22 protein-coding genes are annotated in these 19,638 nt (G+C 58.4%); all 22 read left to right on the forward strand.

The features are described from left to right. Positions 1 to 7 precede the first annotated feature (7 nt). The 22 genes from Q4T40_02235 to Q4T40_02340 all read left to right on the forward strand — a co-directional run bounded on the left by Q4T40_02235 (position 8) and on the right by Q4T40_02340 (position 19,635). Positions 8 to 934, forward strand: a complete 927-nt coding sequence (locus Q4T40_02235; protein ID MDT8900054.1) for a hypothetical protein — start codon at positions 8 to 10, stop codon at positions 932 to 934. Then, the gene (locus Q4T40_02240; protein MDT8900055.1) at positions 915 to 3,338 is read left to right on the forward strand and encodes a virulence-associated E family protein; all 2,424 of its coding nucleotides are present in this window, start codon (positions 915 to 917) and stop codon (positions 3,336 to 3,338) included. The genes Q4T40_02235 and Q4T40_02240 overlap by 20 nt, the downstream gene beginning before the upstream one ends. A 282-nt stretch (positions 3,339 to 3,620) precedes the next feature. Next, a complete protein-coding gene (locus Q4T40_02245; protein MDT8900056.1) occupies positions 3,621 to 3,941 on the forward strand; it encodes a VRR-NUC domain-containing protein in 321 nt (106 codons plus the stop codon). Further along, on the forward strand, positions 3,896 to 5,269 hold the full coding sequence (locus Q4T40_02250; GenBank protein MDT8900057.1) for a DEAD/DEAH box helicase: 1,374 nt from the start codon (positions 3,896 to 3,898) through the stop codon (positions 5,267 to 5,269). Before Q4T40_02245 ends, Q4T40_02250 begins: the two co-directional genes overlap by 46 nt. Positions 5,270 to 5,387: 118 nt before the next feature. Next, complete coding sequence (locus Q4T40_02255) at positions 5,388 to 5,876, forward strand: hypothetical protein (protein ID MDT8900058.1); 489 nt, start codon at positions 5,388 to 5,390, stop codon at positions 5,874 to 5,876. 433 nt (positions 5,877 to 6,309) lie between these two features. Next, positions 6,310 to 7,692: a DNA modification methylase gene (locus Q4T40_02260; protein MDT8900059.1), complete on the forward strand. Its 1,383-nt coding sequence runs from the start codon at positions 6,310 to 6,312 to the stop codon at positions 7,690 to 7,692. After that, a complete protein-coding gene (locus tag Q4T40_02265; protein ID MDT8900060.1) occupies positions 7,652 to 8,005 on the forward strand; it encodes a hypothetical protein in 354 nt (117 codons plus the stop codon). Before Q4T40_02260 ends, Q4T40_02265 begins: the two co-directional genes overlap by 41 nt. Before the next feature lie 9 nt (positions 8,006 to 8,014). Then, positions 8,015 to 9,688 (forward strand): terminase large subunit, encoded by a 1,674-nt coding sequence (locus Q4T40_02270; GenBank protein ID MDT8900061.1) that lies wholly within the window; start codon positions 8,015 to 8,017, stop codon positions 9,686 to 9,688. 8 nt (positions 9,689 to 9,696) lie between these two features. After that, positions 9,697 to 9,996, forward strand: coding sequence for an HNH endonuclease (locus tag Q4T40_02275; protein MDT8900062.1), 300 nt, complete (start codon positions 9,697 to 9,699; stop codon positions 9,994 to 9,996). Positions 9,997 to 10,000: 4 nt separating this feature from the next. Beyond that, on the forward strand, positions 10,001 to 11,284 hold the full coding sequence (locus tag Q4T40_02280; GenBank protein ID MDT8900063.1) for a phage portal protein: 1,284 nt from the start codon (positions 10,001 to 10,003) through the stop codon (positions 11,282 to 11,284). Continuing rightward, positions 11,223 to 11,849: an HK97 family phage prohead protease gene (locus Q4T40_02285; protein MDT8900064.1), complete on the forward strand. Its 627-nt coding sequence runs from the start codon at positions 11,223 to 11,225 to the stop codon at positions 11,847 to 11,849. The genes Q4T40_02280 and Q4T40_02285 overlap by 62 nt, the downstream gene beginning before the upstream one ends. A 137-nt stretch (positions 11,850 to 11,986) precedes the next feature. Continuing rightward, entirely contained in the window at positions 11,987 to 13,159 is a 1,173-nt protein-coding gene (locus tag Q4T40_02290; protein ID MDT8900065.1) for a phage major capsid protein, read from the forward strand. Between the two features lie 46 nt (positions 13,160 to 13,205). Then, positions 13,206 to 13,409, forward strand: coding sequence for a hypothetical protein (locus Q4T40_02295; protein MDT8900066.1), 204 nt, complete (start codon positions 13,206 to 13,208; stop codon positions 13,407 to 13,409). A 2-nt stretch (positions 13,410 to 13,411) separates the two neighbouring features. Then, positions 13,412 to 13,720, forward strand: coding sequence for a head-tail connector protein (locus Q4T40_02300; GenBank protein MDT8900067.1), 309 nt, complete (start codon positions 13,412 to 13,414; stop codon positions 13,718 to 13,720). Further along, the gene (locus Q4T40_02305) at positions 13,717 to 14,031 is read left to right on the forward strand and encodes a phage head closure protein (protein MDT8900068.1); all 315 of its coding nucleotides are present in this window, start codon (positions 13,717 to 13,719) and stop codon (positions 14,029 to 14,031) included. Before Q4T40_02300 ends, Q4T40_02305 begins: the two co-directional genes overlap by 4 nt. Next, positions 14,032 to 14,475, forward strand: a complete 444-nt coding sequence (locus tag Q4T40_02310) for a hypothetical protein (GenBank protein MDT8900069.1) — start codon at positions 14,032 to 14,034, stop codon at positions 14,473 to 14,475. Continuing rightward, complete coding sequence (locus Q4T40_02315; protein MDT8900070.1) at positions 14,472 to 14,873, forward strand: DUF3168 domain-containing protein; 402 nt, start codon at positions 14,472 to 14,474, stop codon at positions 14,871 to 14,873. The genes Q4T40_02310 and Q4T40_02315 overlap by 4 nt, the downstream gene beginning before the upstream one ends. 5 nt (positions 14,874 to 14,878) lie before the next feature. Beyond that, positions 14,879 to 15,334 carry a phage tail tube protein gene (locus Q4T40_02320; GenBank protein MDT8900071.1) on the forward strand — a complete coding sequence of 152 codons (456 nt, stop codon included), beginning with the start codon at positions 14,879 to 14,881 and terminating at the stop codon, positions 15,332 to 15,334. A gap of 70 nt (positions 15,335 to 15,404) precedes the next feature. Beyond that, on the forward strand, positions 15,405 to 15,749 hold the full coding sequence (locus Q4T40_02325; protein ID MDT8900072.1) for a hypothetical protein: 345 nt from the start codon (positions 15,405 to 15,407) through the stop codon (positions 15,747 to 15,749). Positions 15,750 to 15,901: 152 nt separating this feature from the next. Beyond that, positions 15,902 to 16,078, forward strand: a complete 177-nt coding sequence (locus Q4T40_02330; GenBank protein MDT8900073.1) for a hypothetical protein — start codon at positions 15,902 to 15,904, stop codon at positions 16,076 to 16,078. Between the two features lie 2 nt (positions 16,079 to 16,080). Beyond that, positions 16,081 to 19,281: a hypothetical protein gene (locus Q4T40_02335; protein MDT8900074.1), complete on the forward strand. Its 3,201-nt coding sequence runs from the start codon at positions 16,081 to 16,083 to the stop codon at positions 19,279 to 19,281. A 3-nt stretch (positions 19,282 to 19,284) separates the two neighbouring features. Then, positions 19,285 to 19,635 (forward strand): hypothetical protein, encoded by a 351-nt coding sequence (locus Q4T40_02340; protein MDT8900075.1) that lies wholly within the window; start codon positions 19,285 to 19,287, stop codon positions 19,633 to 19,635. Positions 19,636 to 19,638: the final 3 nt, after the last annotated feature.

A 19,638-nucleotide genomic window follows, 5' to 3' on the forward strand; every position in this document is an offset into this window, starting at 1 on the left:
TGCTCGAATGAACAGGGAAGGGAGCGGCGGTGACGATCTGGCTACCGCCGTCGCCCGCCAGCTCTGGCCGACACCTCGGGGGTTTGATGCTAATGCGGTGGCTCTCCTGCCGTGCCAAAACAAAGACAGAAAGCGCAGCTCACCGACCCACGACGGCCTGGCCCGGACGGTGGCCATGTGGCCGACACCACGAGCCAACGATGCGGAAAAGCGCGGCGATTTCGCAAACGATCCACGGAACGGTCTTCCAGCTGTAGCTAAATATTGGCCGATGTCGGCAGCGCAGGATACTAAAAACTCCACTTTGCTGGCGAGCCAAATCGGGAGCGACACCGTGCCGGGCGCGCTTCTGGAGCAGCTGTGGCCGACACCGCGTGCCGGAAAAACCGCCGGCGAGGATGCCGAGACTTGGCTTAAACGTAAAGAGGCCGGGAAGGTTTCAACCCCGCCGCTGGAGCTGGCGGTCAAGATGTGGCCGACGCCGGTAGCACAGGATTCAACAGGATCGACCGGCGGCTTCCAGCACAGTTCGCTCCGGACGGAAGTGTTGGGTCAGTTAAACGCCGACTGGGTGGAATGCCTCATGGGGTTCCCGATCGGCTGGACTGATGTCGAATGTAAAACGCCGCGGCCGTGGCCAGGGTGGCCAGCTCCGCTCGGGGCCGGTAATTGGCCGACGCCGCAATGTTTCGATGCTACCTGCGGCGACCTTCACGGCAAAGAATACACCGGCGCCAACCGCCACGCCCTGAAGCTGGGAAACTGCATTAATTCTGAAACCGGACAGTACGACTATGAACCGCCTCGGACAACCACCGGGCAGAAGAACCGGGCGAAGCGTCTAAAATGCTGCGGGAACAGTGTTGTATGGCTTCAAGTCCTGCCGATCATGCAGGCGATCATGGAGGTCGAATATGATTTTCTCTACGCCTGACGCTCTCAAAGCCCGGAACTTGAAGTACGACGGCCAGCTCGCTGTAGCGGTCGGTCGCAGCCGCTTCGAGAAAGATTGGAAAAATAAAGAAATGCCCTGGTCCGGTCTGGTTGAGAAACTCAGCCTGACGACCCGGACCAGGGAAAGCCTGGCCGAGTTTAACGCCATGTCGAAATCCGAGCAGGACAACGTGAAGGATGTCGGCGCCTTCGTCGGCGGCATCTTGAAGGGTGGCCGGCGGACAGCCGGGGCGGTCGCCTGGCGCCAGATCGTCACCCTCGACGCCGACTTCGCCGTGCCGGGGCTGTGGGACGAGTTCTGCCTGTATAACGACTACGCGGCTTGCGTTTATTCGACACACAAGCACCGTCCGGAAAAACCGCGCCTGCGCTTCGTGATCCCGCTGGCCAGGGCAGTTAACCCGGACGAGTACCAGGCGGTTTCTCGTATGTTGGCGCACGGCATCGGCATGGACTTTTTTGATGACACCACTTATCAGGCCCATCGCTTGATGTACTGGCCATCAACGTCGGCCGACGGCGAGTTCTATTTCCAGTTGCAGGATGGTGCCTGGCTTGATCCAGACAAGGTCCTTGCCAAGTATCAAAATTGGCAAGACCAGAGCCAATGGCCGGAATCTTCGCGGACCCGGAACAATCGGGCCAAGCTGGCCGAGAAGCAAGGCGACCCCTTAGCAAAGCCGGGCATCGTCGGTGCTTTCTGCCGGACCTACTCCATCCAGCAGGCCCTGGACACGTTCCTGTCCGATATTTACGAGCCGTGTGCCGTGGAGGGACGGTATACATACCTTCCAGGGTCCTCGGCCGGCGGCCTGGTCCTCTATGAAGACCGTTTCGCGTATTCCCACCACGGCACCGACCCGATCGGCGGGCAGTTGGTAAACGCCTTCGATTTGATCCGGCTGCACCGCTTCGGCGACCTGGACATCGAGGCCCAGCCGGGTACAGCGGTTAACCGGATGCCGAGCTACCTCGCCATGGTCGAGTGGGCAGCCGAGGACGAGAATGTCCGGATGACGATCGGCATGGAGAAGCTGGAGGGCGCCCAGGCCGACTTCGCCGACATAGTTATCGACCCGAACGACATGAGCTGGCTGAAAAAATTAAAAACCGGCACCAAGGGCGGTTATCTGCCGGTTGCGGAGAACATTCTGCTGATCTTGAAGCACGACCCGAACCTCGCCGGCAAGTTCGCCATGGACGATTTCGCTCACCGCATCGTGGTGGTCGGCGATCTGCCGTGGCGTCCGGCGAGCCAGAGCCGGTTCTGGACGGATGCCGACGAGGCCGCGCTGCGGAACTACTGCAGCCGCATCTACGGCATCGTGGGGAAAGGAATCGTCCTCGACGCTCTCATGGAGGTCCTGCTATACAACACGATTCACCCGGTGCGCGATTACCTGTCCGCTCTGGTCTGGGATGGCCGCCGGCGCCTGGACACACTGTTCGTCGATTACATGGGGGCAGCTGATACCGAATACACCCGCGCCGTCACCAGGAAGATGCTAGTCGCGGCCGTCGCCCGAGTCATGAACCCTGGCTGCAAGTTCGACAACATGCTCGTCCTGGTCGGCAAGCAAGGCCAAGGTAAAAGCTACCTGCTGAAACGGATCGGTCGATCCTGGTTTTCCGATTCGCTGACAACCGTCCAAGGCAAGGACGCCTACGAACAGCTTCAGGGGTCCTGGATTCTCGAAATGGGCGAGTTGTCGGCCATGAGAAAGGCCGAAGTCGAAGCGGTCAAGCACTTCCTGAGCAAACAGGTGGACAACTTCCGCGTCGCCTACGGCCGCAATATATCGTTCTTCCCCAGGCAATGTGTCGTTTTTGGGTCCACGAACAAGATTGACTTCCTCCGCGATGTCACCGGGAATCGGCGGTTTTGGCCGGTGGCCACGCGGGTCCGGAAGCCGGTAAAAAACATATTCCGGGACCTAACCGATGAAGAAATCGACCAGCTATGGGCGGAGGCCGTGGCCGCTTACAAAGACGGTGAAACACTTTATCTGGATGAAACCTTGGCCACCGTGGCGGCGGCTGTGCAAGAAGAACACATGGAAGAATCCGAGAAGTTCGGCCAGGTCCAGGAGTTCCTAGAAATCAAGCTGCCGACGGACTGGGCCGAGCGCGATCTCAGCGAGCGCCGAGCGTACTTCCTTGGCGATTTTGGCGAAGGCCCGGAGGGCACCGTCGAAAGGGACCGGGTCTGCGCCCTGGAAATCTGGGTGGAGTGCTTTGGCGGCGACCCGAAGACCTTTGACAACGCCCGTTCGCGGGAAATCAAGGACATTATGTACCGGATGCCGGGCTGGGTTTTCTATAAAAGTAAGCTGCGGTTCGGAAAAGCCTACGGCCTGCAAAGGTGCTACGTTAAATCGAAATAGATGTTACCACTCCGGGTCAGGTGTTACCACTCCGAAAAGGGGGAGCGGTGTTACCACCCGTTACCACAAACAAGCCGAGTGGTAACAGGGTGGTAACACCCACCGGCCCTGGTGAAATGCGACCGGCAGCGTTAGTGTTACCAGTGTTACCACTAAAAATTATAAAAATAAATAAATAAAAATAGAGGGGTAAAGGGGCCATATATACGCCTATAAACGCTATATAGAGGTTGCTACGATTTAGTGGTAACGTGGTAACACCCCTCTTTAGGAAGGACAAACGTGCTAGAAAGCACCATTGAAAATTACCTCAAACGCTATGTTGAAAAATTGGGCGGCCTTTGCTGGAAATTTGTGTCGCCCGGCACCGACGGCGTCCCTGATCGCATTGTCCTCCTAAATGGCCGGGTCATATTTGTTGAGTTAAAGGCGCCAGGGGAAAAGCCCCGGCCGCTGCAGTTGAAGCGCCACGCACAGCTCCGGGCGCTGGGTTTCGAAGTTGTTATCCTGGATTCGATTCCCGCCGTCGACCATTTTATCGGGGAGCTGATCGCACATTGCAATACACGCCGCACGTCTACCAGGACCATTTTTCCGAGCTGATTATGGACAAGCCTGCCGTGGCCGGTTTCCTGGACATGGGCCTCGGCAAGTCGGTCAGCACGCTGACGGCCATTGCCGAACTGCTGCACAACTGCTTCGAGGTTGAGCGCGTCCTGGTCATCGCGCCGCTACGGGTGGCGAAGTACACCTGGCAGGACGAAATCGAAAAGTGGGACCACACGTCCTACCTTAAGCTATCAAAGATTCTAGGCACCGAAAAGCAGCGCATCGCGGCGCTGAAAACTAACGCCGACATTTGGGTGATCAACCGCGAAAACGTGACCTGGTTGGTGAAATACTTTGGTAGCCGCTGGCCGTTCGATATGGTGGTCATCGACGAAAGTTCGTCATTCAAGTCCCACAAGGCCCAGCGTTTCAAAGCTCTCCGGAAAGTCCGGCCGCTTATAAAGCGGATCGTCGAGCTGACCGGCACGCCGGCGCCGAACAATCTCCTGGACCTGTGGCCACAGATTTACCTTCTGGACCGGGGCGAACGCCTGGGCCGCACCATCACCGCCTATCGCGACAGTTATTTTGAGCCAGACAAGCGAAACGGCCACATCGTCTATTCGTGGCGGCCGAAGCCCGGAGCCGAGGAGGCCATTTACGCCAAGATTGCGGACATCTGCGTCAGCATGAAGGCCAAGGATTGGCTTCAGCTGCCGCCTCGGATCGACAACGTCATCAAGGTGTCGCTGGAACCGGCCATCAAAAAGTTGTATAAGCAGTTGGAGCGCGATCTCCTGTTGCCCTACGCCGGCGGCGATGTCATCGCTGTCCAGGCGGCCGACCTGTCCAATAAACTGCTGCAGCTGGCGAACGGTGCCATCTACGATGAAAATAAAGCGGTCCGCGTCATCCACGATTCCAAGCTGGATGCGCTGGAGGAAATCATCGAGGCGTCGGCCAACGGCAACCCGGTCATGGTGTTCTATTGGTATAAGCACGACCTGACCCGGCTACAGCAGCGGTTCCCGCACGCCCGCACCCTGGACAGCACAAAGGATGTGAAGGCATGGAATTCTGGAAAGATACCGCTGCTGCTTGTGCATCCGGCCTCCGCCGGGCACGGTCTAAACTTGCAGGCTGGCGGGAATATCATCGTATGGTTCGGCCTGACCTGGTCGCTGGAGCTGTACGAACAGGCGAACGCGAGGCTGGACCGGCAGGGTCAGACAAAGTCTGTCATTGTCCACCATCTTGTCGCCGCCGGCACAGTCGATGAAGATGTGATGAAAGCGTTACAAAATAAAGCCACCGGGCAAGACGCCCTAATGGCCGCCGTCCGATCGCGGATCTGCGAGGTTCAGAAAATAAAGGCTGCCTAACGGGGGAGGACGCACTAATGAACATGCTACCTGTCAACAAAGAATGGGACCGGCGCATCCGGTGGGCAGACAAGCAGCGGCCGGCACAGAAGCAAAAACCCAAGGGAGGGGACAAAGGTTGCTTGACTACGCTGGCCAGAACCGCTGCGCCACAAAGTGGCTCTTGGAATATCCGGAAAGAAGGCTAGACTTCCTGGACCGTATGGGGGAGTTCACCGCGTTGTCGGCCACTAAACTGACTGGGATGCCAATGGGCACCGATGTCGGCCGGCCGGTCGAGAGCCTGGGCCTGTCCCTGGCACGGCTGGAAGACACACGGCTCTGGATTACCACCATTGAAGACACCGAAAAAAGCCTGGGGGAGAAGAAGCTCGCTTTCCTCAATGTCCGGCGCTGGGTCCACCGACAGCAGCAGGAGGTCGGCAACACCGAGAAGGGACGGCCGGGCTGGGTGGACGAGTCCCAGGCACGGTATGCCGATTGGTTCTACCGGCGGTATGGCCGGGCTAACTGCCCGGACCCGAAGACCATGACGCGGTGGTGGGATGAGATCGTGAACGTCGCCGTCCGGATCGCGATCGCTCGCGGCTGTTCTTTCCAGAAATAATAAAACACCACCCCAAAATACGACATTTCCGTGATAATATGTTATCGAGCACCATGGCCACCAGGGCCTACCAGGTGAAAAAAATTATTGAACCGCCGACTTTTGTTCGGCGGTTTTTTTATTGGAGGTGTACATCGTGAAGAATGGATGTGATTATTTCAAGCCTGCGCGGGACGATATCGTAAATTGTCCAAGCTGCATCCACTGGCTGCCCGAGCGGGAACGCTGCGCTATTGAAAGAAAAGTCCTGCAAAACAATAAGACCGCACTGGTCCATGAGCCTGTTCCTCCGGGCAGCGGCGGGCGTCGGCGTTTCCTCCGGTGAGTACCCCCCGGGTCGACCGGCGACCGGCTGCCAAAGCCGGACCGGAGGTGGGCCTCAAATTTTGCGCGTGAATTTTATTTACGGTTTTTTGGAAAGGCGGGCGCCGATGTGGCCGAACTTAAAATAATTTATAAAAACATTTCCGAGGTTTTCCCATACATAAACAATCCGCGAAACAATGAGAAAGGCGTCGACAAAGTTGCCGCCAGTATCAAAGAATTCGGGTTCAAAGTGCCGATCATCATCGACGGTGCTGGTTGCATCGTGGCGGGCCACACCCGCATCCTGGCTGCTCAGAAGCTCGGCATCGAGCAGATTCCTTGCGTGGTGGCCGACGATTTAACCGAGGCCCAGGTCAAGGCGTTCCGGATCGCCGACAATAAGGTGGCGGAATTCTCCACCTGGGACGAGGGTTTGCTGCTCCAGGAGTTCGAGGCGCTCCGCGAGATGGATTTCGATGTCAGTTTGACCGGCTTCGACCTGGCGGATGTGGAACTGATCGAGCAAGAGAACGGTGCCGGCGGCGAAAAGGGCGATGACGACAACTTCGACATGTCCGATGAGCTGGAGAAAATCGTCGAGCCGGCCACGCAGCCGGGCGATGTTTACGTTCTCGGGGCGCACAGGCTGCTCTGTGGCGATGCGACGAAGCTAGAAGACGCTAAGAAACTGATGGACGGTGCCCTGGCGGATATGATCTTCACCGATCCTCCGTACAACGTGGCCTACGAAGGCGGCACGGCCGACAAGCTGACCATTATGAATGATTCGATGTCCGATGCCAACTTTTACCAGTTCTTAAAAGACGCTTACACGACAATGCTCGCGGTCGCCAAACCTGGCGCCGCGATTTATGTTTGTCACGCCGATTCCGAGGGCCTCAATTTCCGGAAGGCGATGATCGACGCCGGCTGGCTAGTTAAGCAGTGCTTGATCTGGGTCAAGAACACTTTTGTTTTGGGCCGGCAGGACTACCAATGGAAACATGAGCCAATTCTTTATGGTTGGAAGCCCGGCGACGCTCACTACTTCAATGGCGGACGAAAGCAATCCACAGTAATCGACGACATCGCCGGCATCACGGTCCAGCCGGACGGCGACGGCTACATAATTTCCTTCGCGAGCGGGCTGGCCAGCACCAGCATCCGGGTCCCGAGCTACGAGGTGCTGTTCGCGGGCCTCGATGACGAAACCACCACCTGGCGGATCGAGAAGCCGTCCAGGAACGCAGACCACCCGACGATGAAGCCGGTCGCGCTCTGCGCTCGGGCCATCAAAAACTCCAGCAAGCTGGGCGGTATTGTGGTCGATCTGTTCGGCGGCTCTGGTTCGACGCTCATCGCGTGCGAGGAAACGGGACGGGTGTGCTACACATCAGAGCTGGACCCGAAATATTGCGACGTCATCGTCGCCCGCTGGGAACAGTTGACCGGAAAGAAGGCGATGCGGATTGCAGCAAAAAAAGCTAAACCTAAACGAGCAGGCGGCTGAGATTCTGCGGATCGCCGAAAAACACGGCGTCGAGCAGAATTTCTTCTTTATAACCACCTTCAAACGCTACCAGGTCCAGCTCAAGATTTTAAACGAGTTGGAAAAAACGATCAACGAGGACGGTGTGCTGGTCACTAAACAGTACATCAAAGGCCGGGAAAATGTTTACTCCCATCCGGCCATCGCCGACTACAACAAAACGGTGGACAGCTCGAACCGGACCGTGGCCACGCTGGTTAAAATCATCACCACGCTGCGGCACGGCGACAAAGAAGAAGAGGACGAGCTGCTCACGTTCCTGCGTAGGCACTAGGTGGCCGCCATGAGCTACTTGGAGGAATACACCAGGAAGGTTCTTTCTGGCGAGATCGTCGCCTGCCGGCGGATTAAACAGGTCTGCACGATGCTGCTGGATAAGCTGGTCCACCCGGAAAAATACGACCCTTGGGTCTTCGATGAAAAGCTGACCGAAAAACCCATCGACTTCATCGAAACCTTTTGCAAGCAGGCCCAGGGAAAGATGGGCACACCGATCCGGCTGGAACTGTTCCAGAAGGCGAAGTTCCAGGCCATCTTCGGCTTCGTCCATAAGGACACCGGGTTCCGTCAGTACAACGAGTGCCTGACGATCGAGGGCCGGAAGAACGGAAAATCGTCCGAATCGGCCGCGGTCAACCTATACCTCTTGATGGGCGACGGCGAGGGCGCGCCGGAAATCTACAATATCGCCACCATGCTCGATCAGGCCAAGATCGGCTGGGAGTACGCCTATAAAATGGTCAAACAGTCGCCGGTCCTCCGGAAGCATATCCGGAAAAGGATCAGCGACCTCTATTTTCCCCACAACATGGGGATTATCAAGCCCCTGGCCTCCAATTCGAACAGCCTGGACGGCCTGAACGCCCACGGAGTCACGATTGACGAGTTGTCGGCCATCAAGAACCGCGATATTTACGACTTGATGAAACAATCCATGTCGGCCCGCCAGCAGCCGCTGCTCTTTTGCATCACAACCAACGGCTTTGTCCGAGACGGCATTTTTGATGCACAGTACGATTACGCCTGCGCCGTCCTGGACGGCAAGGTCAAGGATGAGCGGTTCCTGCCGTTCATCTATGAACTGGACGACAGGAAGGAATGGGACAAAGAGGATTGCTGGATAAAAGCAAATCCAGGTTTAGGTTCTATCAAATCAATTTCCTTTTTGCGCGATTGCGTCGCCAAGGCCAAGAATGACCCGGCGTTCAAGCCGACGGTCATGGTCAAGGACTTCAACATGAAAGAGAATGCTAATTCGGCCTGGCTCACCTGGGATGAAATCAACAACCAGGAGGAGTTCGACTTCCGGAGCTTGGGTTTCCGCTATGGCATCGGCGGATTCGACGCGTCCGAGACGACGGACCTGACGGCTGCCAAGGCGCTCTGTATGAGGCCGGGCGACGACAAGATTTACGTTAAATCCATGTACTGGATTCCGGAGGAAGTGCTTCGCAAGATTGACGCCGACGGCAACCGGCGCGAGCGCGACAACGTGCCGTACCTGCTCTGGGAACAACAGGGCCTGCTGCGGACGACGCCGGGAAATAAGATCGATAAACGTTGCATTCTGGAATGGTTCAAGGCGCTAAGGGACGAGGACGACCTGTATATTCTCTGGATCGGCTACGACCCCTGGCACATCGAGGAAGCGTTGCTGAACGAGTTTATTGGCGAGTTCGGTAAGGACAGTATGATTAAAATCCGGCAGGGGGTTCAGACCTTGAGCTATCCGATGAAGTCGCTGAAAGGCGACCTGGCCGCGAAGAAGATTGTCTTCAATAAAAATCCGATTGACATGTGGAACCTCTCGAACCTGGAAATCCGGACGGATATCAATGGCAACATCCAGCCGGTGAAGGGTATTGACAACCGCCGACGTATCGACGGCGCCATGGCGCTGATCGACGCCTATATCGTCCTCCAGGACAAGATGGACGAATACAGCAATCTGATCTGAGGTGGGCCGTGGCGCAAGATTTTGCTAAAGCATTTTACAGGTCAGCGGCCTGGCTGAAATGCCGCGCGGCCTACATCGCTTCGGTTTTCTACTGCTGCGAGCTGTGCCATGAGCCGGTCGGCACCGGCGGGATTCTCCACCACAAAATCCTGCTGACGCCCGAGAACATAAACGACCCGGCCGTCACGCTTAACTGGGATTGCCTGGAGTACCTGTGCCAGCGGTGTCACAATGAAACCCACGGGGACAACCTTCCGGTTCGGGAGGGGGTCCGATTCGACGAACAAGGCAATCTGGTTAGGGGGTGAAAACTTGGAGTTTAGGAATATGTTCAACGCCGTTTTTGGCGATAAAAAGCCGCCGGTCAACGTGACCCAGTACCAGTTCCTGAACGACTACGCGCCGTTCTTCTCGTCCGTCAGCGGCAATTTTTACGACAACGACGTGGTCAGGACCTGCATCGACGCGATCGCCCGAAACGCGGCGAAGCTGAAGCCTAAACACATCAGGCGGGCCAACGGCCGGATCGCCACGGTGGCCGACGATCTGCAATGGCTCCTGGAGGTCCGGCCCAACCCATATATGTCCGCATACGATTTTCTCTACAAAGTGGTCAGCCAGCTCTACACCAACAACAATTCCTTCATATATATCCACCTCGATACGCTTGGCAAAATAACCGGCCTGTTCCCGCTGTCGTATTCCTCGATTGAGTTCGTGGAATATCAGGGGGAACTGTACTGCCGGTTTTATTTTTTGGGCGGCTTTAAGATGACGGTGCCGTACACGGAGCTGATCCATCTGCGGCGCCATTTCAATGGCGACGACATCTTCGGGGAGAGCAACCAGAAGCCTTTCAAGCCGACGCTGTCGCTGATCCAGACGGTCAACGAGGGGATTATCAACGCGATAAAATCCAGCGCCCGGCTGCGGGGCTTCCTGAAATTCACCCAGACGCTCCGGCCGGAGGACTTGAAGGCACAGCGGGACAAGTTCGTCGCCGACTACCTGTCCGTCAATAACGACGGCGGCATTGGCGCCGTGGACGCCAAGGCCGACTTCACGCCGGTGGAAATGAACAGCAAAATGGTCGACGACAAGCAGATGGCGGTGATCCGCGACAACGCCTACCGCTACTTCGGCGTGAGCGAGAACATCATCAAGGCCGATTATACCGAGGACCAATGGAACGCCTTCTATGAGAGCGTTTTGGAACCCATCGCCATTCAGCTCTCGCTGGAGTTCACCGAAAAGTGCTTCTCCGACCGGGAGAAGGGGTTCGGCAACGAGATAGTTTTCGAGGCGAACCGGCTGCAGTACGCCAGCAACCAGACCAAGATTAACCTGTTGCAGTATCTCATGCCCATGGGCATCTTCTCCGTCAACGACGCGCTTGAAATCCTCAACATGCCTCCGGTGGAAGACGGCGACCGGAGGATTTTTTCTTTGAACTACGTCAACGCCAAGCTGGCCGACGCCTACCAGACAGGTGCGCCGGCGACAGACCAAAATCTGAACACAGGGAGTGGTGCAAATGGGGGAAAAACGACTGAAGGAAATCCGCCTGGCGGAAATGCGGGCGCTTCCGCAAGGTGATTGCCAGGAAATGGTAGTTGAAGGCTACGCCATAGTTTTCGAACAGCCGACGGTTTTATGGACCGATCCGGACACCGGGAAGGAATACAAGGAGGTTATCTCGCGAGGCTCCCTGGACGGAGTTGACCTGTCGGACGTTCCATTTAAGTACAACCACAGCGATAATGTGATGATTATGGCGCGATCCCGGAACAAAACCCTGACGCTCATCCCGGACGATCGGGGCCTGAAGGTGATCGCCAACCTGGCGCCCACCACCACCGGCAAAGACTTATACACGCTCATCCAGCGCGGCGACATCTCGAAGATGTCGTTTGCTTTTTATGTGGCCGACGACGAGTACGACCGGAACACGTCGTCGCGGCGGATCAACAAGTTCGCCTGCATCGGCGACGTGTCGGCCGTGGACATGCCGGCTTATGAACAGACGTCGCTGTCGGCCAGGTCCTACTGCGAGAGGCAAAAGGCTGCGGCCGAGCTGGTGGAGCGGGAGCGGCTGGAGGCCAAGGCTCGCGAGCAACTGGCGCAACGCCGAAAGGCGCTTACAATCAGAACCTTCCTGTAAAATTGCGGCCGGATTGGCTGCTTTTTTAATGCCTTAACCGCGAAGCTGGAGAGCCTAGCGGGCGCCTCTGGAGAGGGCGTGGCCATTTCGTTTTCGCTTCCGTTCCAAAACAAAAAAATCTGGAGGGTAAAACCGATATGGAAAAAAGGATGCAAGAAATCGCGGCTCGGAAAGCTGAAATTCGCAGCCTGCTCCAGTCCGGCGCCGAGTGCGATCTGGACGCTATCCAGGCCGAACTGGAAACCCTGGAAACTGAAGAACGCGCTATTCAAAAGCGCCAGGAGATCGCTAACAAACTGAATGTTGGCGATGTTCGTGGCCGGATCATCCTGCCTCCGGGCGCCAAAGCCGGCCAGGACGACGAGCAACGCAGCGAGATCGACACCACCACCATGGAGTACAGAACCGCTTTCATGAAGTATGTACTTCGCGGCACCCCGATCCCGGCCGAACTGCGGGCTGACGCTACCACCACTACCGCCGGCGCTCCGATCCCGCAGAACGTCCTCAACACCGTTGTGGACAAGCTGCTGGCCAGCGGCATGATCCTGCCTCTTGTTACCCAGACCAACTACAAAGGCGGCGTGGCCATCCCCAACTCCAGCGTGAAGCCTGTCGCCACCTGGGTGGCCGAGAGCGCCGGCAGCGACAAGCAGGCCAAGACTACCGGCTCCATCATCTTCGGTTACTACAAACTGCGCTGCGCCGTTGCCGTCAGCCTGGAAGTCGACACCATGGCCGTGCCCGCGTTCGAGGCCGTCCTGATTAACAATGTTTCCCAGGCGATGGTCATCGCGCTGGAGCAGGCGATCATTTCCGGTACCGGCAGCGGCCAGCCGACCGGCATTATTTCGGCCGGCACGCCTGTCAACGCGGGTCAGGTAATCACAGGCACCCCTTCGCGGAAATCATTTGTTGCGGCCGAGGGCGCCCTGGATATTGCCTACGAGGCAACGGCGAAGTGGTGCATGACCAAGCAGACCTGGAACGCCATGCTGGGTGAGTCCGATACCGCCGGCCAACCTGTCGCCCGCGTGAATGAAGGCATTCCCGGAAAATTATCTCGCACGCTGCTCGGCCGTGAGGTTGTGCTGTGCAACTATCTCCCGTCTTTCGCCACCGGCCTGACCGCAGGCACCGTCTGGGCGTTCCTGTTCGATTTCAGCGACTATGTGCTGAACACGAACTACAACATCAATATCCAACGCTACCAGGAGATCTGGGTTGGCGACGACTGGGTAACCCGGGCTGTCCTCATCGCCGACGGTAAAGTTACCGATCCCAATTCCCTGGTCACTCTGGTTAAGTAATAATGGGGCGGAGCAATCCGCCCTACTTTTTTGAGGTGGTGAACACATGAGGAAAATCGACAGCGTGGCGGCAGCGTTCGCCGAGCTGAACCACAAAATCGTCACCGATATTCTCGCGCGGGGCTATTCGCCCAGCGACGCGGAAACCCTGGCCACGGTCCGCGAGAACCTCAAAGTCCTAAAGGATTTTGCCATTGACGAGCCGGCAGCTCCGGCCGCTGCCTCAGCGAAAACCAAGGCTGGTGGCTAATCATGGCTACGGCTCTCTCGCTTGAAGACGTGAAGCTCTACCTTCGGGTCGACAGCGACGACGAAGACGCACTGCTCCAGGACCTTATGGACGGTGCAATCGGTTATATGCAGCGCATGACCGGCAAGGTCTACGACCCGGCGGACGGCGTGTGGAAGATGGCGGTCAAGTACCTCTGTTCGCATTGGTATGAAAACCGGGACAGCGCGGCTGCCGGCCGCGACGCCAGGGTGGACCACACCATCGACGCACTCATTAGCCATATTTCCCTTTGCAAGGATTACGCGGACCTTCCGCCGGTGTCGCCATGATCGCCGGCCGGATGAGCTGGCGGATCACCCTACTGCGGCCGGTTAAAACCCCCGACGGCATGGGCGGCGCAAAGTCCAGCTATCAGGCCGCCGGCAAGGTCTGGGCGGAATTCCGGAATCCGAACGCAAAGGAACTGACGGCCGCCGGCACGGTGATCAGCGACCTGGTCCGGCTGGTATCCATCCGGCGCCGCAGAGATATCCGTCGCGGCTGGCGGGTGCAGCACGACGGCCGGAGCTTCGACGTGCTGCACACCTACGACATCGACCGCGAAACAACAATGCTCGTATGCCGGGAGGTGGTGACTTAGATGGCTTCTTTCACGGTGAATCTGGGCATCAACGATCTCCAGCGCACCCTCGGCGCCTTCAAATCCTACGACGCCAAAACCCAGGAAAGGCTGCGGGCAACGGTTCAATCGTCGACCTCGGCCATCATGCTGGGGGCAAAACGGCGGGCGCGGGTCAGGTCCGGTGGGCTGGTCAAAAACATTTCCATGACCTACGACGGTACCAGAAACATCGGTACCGTCCGGGCGAAGTCGCCGCACGCCCACCTAATGGAGTACGGTGCGCGGGCCGCGAAAGTGCGTCCGGACCGGAAGAAAGCCCTCCATAGCAGCGCCCTGACCGGCAGCGGCTTTGCGGCCTCGGCCAACATCCCGGCCCGTAAGGCCTACCCCTTCATGCGGCCGGCGTTCGAGGACGAAAAGCCGAACCTGGTCAGGTCGGCCGCGGCGGTGGTCAAGCCATGATCATAATGCGGCGCATACCCATGACAGCCCTGCAGACAGGGCTGTTTAATTTATTGTCTGCCGGCCAGACGACGCCGGTTTATGACGATGTCCCGGAAGACGCCGTTTTCCCCTATATAACGATCGGCGCCTTTACCTGCAAGCGGGTCGCCGACAAAACGTCGGATATCTGGGACGCATCTATCCAGATCCATATCTGGTCGGAGTATAACGGCAAGGCGGAGATCAACGCAGTTGCCAACGACATCGCCACGGTGGTTTCGTCGGCCGCGATCGAGGCGCCCGGCTTTTTTGTCATCAGCCAAGACGTGGACTTTTTCGAGGCGTTTGCCGAGGACGAGTTCGGGTATCACGGCGTTCTCACCCTCGTCGTCACCATTCAAAACACAGGAGGCTGATAAGTATGGCCGTTAATCTTCCCAGCAATCCGTCGCCGGCCCAGGCCACGGTCGGCAAAGATTATTTGCTCTACATCAACACCGGGACCGCTGCTGTTCCGGTCTGGACATTAATCGGCGGCCAGCGGGCGGGCACCCTGACCCGCAAGGGCGACACCATCGACGCCAGCGACAAAACCACCGGCGGCTGGAAGGCTTCGCTGGTCGGGCTGCTCAGTTGGGCGATCTCCCTGGACGGGCTGGTGCTTCTCCAGGACGCGGGCCTCACCGCCCTGGAAACCGCGTTCAACGCCGGCCAGCAGGTCAACATCCAGTTCGTCTATCCGGACGGCAAATTCCGCACCGGCTGGGGTTCCATTTCCGAATTGACCATCGACAACCAATACAACCAGGCCGCCACGCTGAAAGGCACCATCGACGGCGTCGGCCCGCTCTCCGATCTCACCGATCCCGAAGCCTAAGACTGAATAAAAAAGGGTCGGGCGGGTCCGCTTTACGCGGGCCTGCCGGCCTAAAGTCAAGGAGGAAATTATGAAAAAGACGATACCCTTTGAACTCTTTGGGGCCGGGCAGACCATTTACTTCGACATCCTTCGTCTTGCCGAGCTGGAAAAGGTGCTGGGCGATTCAATCATAAACGTGGTGCGGCGTCAGGACGCCGGTATTAATTTCTGCATCGCGGGCCTCTTGGTCGGCCTGAAGCACCACTACAACCGGCCGACGGCGGCTCTCATGGCCGAGAAGATCGAGGAATACCTCGACAAGGGCGGCAACCTGGACGAATTGGCGCTGCCGATTGTGCAGGCGATTCTCGAAACCGGCATATTCGGCAAGGTGGACCCGGAAAGAAAAAACCCGACGCCGGCGGCAGAGTAACCTTTGGGTCTTTTGCAGAGTGGGCGGATTGGGCGGAGCCTCTGGCCTACGGCCAGCTGGCGCTTAAGCCTTGGGAGTTTGGGCGGCTGCAGCCGCACGAATTCATCCTGCTTCTGCAGGGTTACTCCTGGCGCCAGACACAACAGGAGAACATGCTCGCGTATTTCGTCTGCCAGTTGATGAACATCGAGGGCAAGTGCCTGACGCAGCCAATCTGCGCCCAGGACCTGCTGGAGCCGATTCGCGGCGAGCGCAGGCAAAAACGGGACGACGATGAGGAATATCTGCGGGACCAGTTTAAGGACATCCTCGGAAAGGCGGGTGTGTAGGCTTGGCAACGATCGCTGAACTACTGATCAAAATCGGGGCTGATAATTCCGGGCTGAAGAAAACCCTCAGCGACAGTCAGTCCAGCGTACAGGCCGCCTTTTCCATGGTGCCCATAACGAGCTTCACCGGCGCGATCAGCGGAGCGACGGCCGGCCTCGGCAGCATGATCGGCAAGCTGTCCGGACTCGCGGCGCTGGCCGCCGGCGGTTTTGGCCTCGGCGCCATCGTCGAGGGTGCTGTAAACTCCGGCGAAGCGGTCCATGAACTTAGCGAACGGCTCGGTATCAGTACGACGGAGGCGGCGCGGCTATCCAAGGTGCTGAAGCTGACCGGCGGTGACGCTGAATCCTTCGCCGGCGCCATGATGCGCCTGGATAAAAACCTTTTTGCGTCAGGGGATGCGGGCGAGAAAGTCCGCGCCACCCTGGCGCTTTTTGGTGTTTCCCTTACCGACAGCACCGGAAAACTTCTGCCGCTGAACGAGCAGCTGGCGAATTTGAGTCGGGGATATAAACAGGCTCAGGCCGGCGGGCTGCAGCAAGAGTTCATCATGCAGACTTTGGGCGTTCGCGGCATGGCCCTGGTAAAAACACTCGAAGACTACCATGAGGCGTCCGAAAAAGCGGCCCTGGTGAAAGGGGTCGGGCTTGACCCCGAGCGGCTGCACGAACTGAAACTGGACATGGAAGTCGTGACCATGCAGGCGGGCCAGATCGGAATGGCGTTTACGTCGGCGCTCGCGCCGGTGGCGCAGCAGCTCTTTCCGCCGATCATGTCGGGCCTGCAAACGACAGCCGCCTTTCTGAGTGAAAACAGGACACAGGTTGTAGAGCTGACCAAGGACGCCCTCGGGCTGCTGGTGGCGTATAAAGGCATCCAGCTGCTGGCCAGCGCCGGCGGTGCCATCGGCTCCTTCTGGCAGGCCGCTGCGGCTGAGGCTGCCGCGTCCGCCGCCGTCCAAGCCGGGGCGGCCGTGGGGCTTTCCACAGCTCAGGAGCGGGCCATCGCCCGGGCGGTCGCCGCAAGCGACAAGATGTACGCGAAGATGCAGGCCGACGCGGTACGAACCGCGCAGGCGGCCGGGTTAAGCGCGGAGCAAACCGCTATCGTAATCGCGGAAAAGTGCGTCGAGATTGCCAACGCGAGCACGGCCGCAGCTGGGAGAATCCGGGCGGAAATGACGGCTGCCTTCCTGGCTCAGGCCGAGGCGGCCACGGTGGCTGCCGGCAAGACGGTCGCCGCCAACGAAATGGCAGCGGCTTCGGCAAGAGTGGCCGCGACGGCCGGGATGGAAATGGCTGCTGCGACGGCGGCCCAGGGAACGGCGGCCGTGGTCGCTGCCGAGAAGACGGTCGGCGCCATGGCGACGGCCAGGGTGGCGGCCGGGAACTTCCTGTCGGGCCTGTGGGCCTTGGCCGGCGGCTGGCTCGGCGTGGCGGTGGCCACCGGGTTCGCCATAAAGGCCCTAGTCGAGTATTTGGACGGGCTTCACAAAGTCCAGAGCTACGATCCCAAGGCTGAGGTCTGGGATGATCCCAGCCGGCCCGGCAAGCATCTGGTCGGCCGTACCGTCGCTGCCCAATGGGTGGAGGCGCCGGGCACCGAAATGGGCGGCTACTTTATGCCCGAACATACCGCGCGGGTCGCCATGACCGATGCGGAAGAAGAAGAGCATGCCGCCTGGAAGGCTTGGTCCGATAAACAAAAAAACCAGAAACCCTGGCTCCAGAATGGCGACGGCCTTGACCCTGATCTGGCCGCAAAGATGGCCGGAATCATGGCGGATAACGGCAAGGACTCCAAGGTCCACGACCGCATAGCTCGAATTCAGCGGGCTAACGCGCAGGCGGACCAGCTCATTGCCGATCTCAATAAAAGGATTGCTGCCAGCACCAGCATCGCCTACGAGGCTGGGATGGCCAACATCACGGACGAAGTCCAGCGGATGAACAACCAAGTTGCTGAAATCACCAAAAACGGCGGCGACGTTTCGGGCCTCGCGGATAAAATCGCGGAATACCAGAAGGTGGCGGCGGTCAAGGTTAAGGACGTTTGGCGCCAGGCGTGGCAGGATGTCAAAGACCAAGCGGCGCTCGTCAACGCGCAGCTGCTGCACGATAAAATGGCCGAAGCTGACGCCGAGTATCAAATTGCGCTCACCCGGATCGAGAAGGAACGCAAAGCGGAAATCGAGGCTATCGCCAAAAACGGCAACGACCGAGAAGCGATCAACCAGGCGAATGCGGACGCCGAGGCCAAGAAGAAGCTCGCGGCCCGAAAGCGCGATTACGCCAAGGGCGACGAGCTGCTTCAGCAAAATCAGCGTGCCCTGGAAAGCGCCTCCCTGCAAGTCGCCATCGCCAGCAAAACGCAGGCCGAGGTTGATGCCATAAGGGAAAAGGGCCTCAAAAAATATATCGAAGATCTGAACACCCAATACGCTGCTGCGGCTGGCGACGCCGAACGGCAGCTGGCGATCCAGCGCCAACTCGCCGACGCCGTCGCGCAGCAGAACCAGATCGCCGCCACGCAGGTGGAGACAGCGTGGGGCGTCGCCTTTAAGGAAATCCGGGATGAACAGACCAATTACGCCGACATTATCGTGGGCGCCTGGCACAACATCAGGAGTTCCGTCGAGGACACCTTCGACAAAATGGTGGACCAGGGCCTGTCGGCCACCGACGCCCTGCGGAATATCTTTCAATCCGTCGTGGCGGACATCGAGAAGATGTTCCTCAAAATGTGGGCGAACCAGTACATTATCGGTCCGCTGCAGCAATTGCTCGGCGGCCTGATCGGCGGCGCTGCCGGCGCCAGTACAACCGGCTCCGGCGCCAAGACAGCGGGCTTGACTTCTATCCCGAGCGCGGCCGAGGCCAACCCACTCCAGCATTTCGCCGCCGGCGGCACAGCCTCCGGCTGGTCCATCGTCGGCGAGGAAGGTCCGGAGCTGGCCTACTTCGGCAACACGGCCCACATCTACACGGCCGGCCAGTCGGCGGCCCTGCTGGGTTCGACCCGGAGCGCGCCGGCAAGTCCGAGCGTGAATGTGAATGTCGTTAACCGCAGCGGGCAGCAGCTCTCCGTTTCGCAACAGGCCCAATACGATCCTGCGACGCACACCATGCTGATGCAGATGTTCGTTGACGGCGTATCCAAAAACCTGGCCGGGTCACGCGACCTGCTGTTCGGGAGGGGGTAAACCATGAGCTATCCGGCGTTTCCGGCTATCGCGCCTCCGTCGCTGTCGCCTTCGGGACCGCAGGAGGATGTTTTCCAGGATAACAGAATCAGCTCACCTGTCGACGGCGGCTACACGGTTAGCCGCCCTCGCTATACCCGGAACAAGATGGGCAAGAACTACACCTGGACGGCCATGTCAAATGCGGACTATGCCCTGTTTAAGTCCTTCGTGTTGGCGAATTACGCCAACATTTTTGTTTGGGCCGACCAGGATACCGGCGAACCGGTGAATGTGCAGTTCGTTTCGCCGCCCAAGGCAGTAAAAACCCTGCTGGGCTATTGGCACGTGGAAATTTCGATCGTGGAGGCGTAGCCT

This window comes from Selenomonadales bacterium 4137-cl, from assembly GCA_032334055.1.
GTDB lineage: Bacteria > Bacillota > Negativicutes > Sporomusales > UBA7701 > Anaeroselena > Anaeroselena agilis.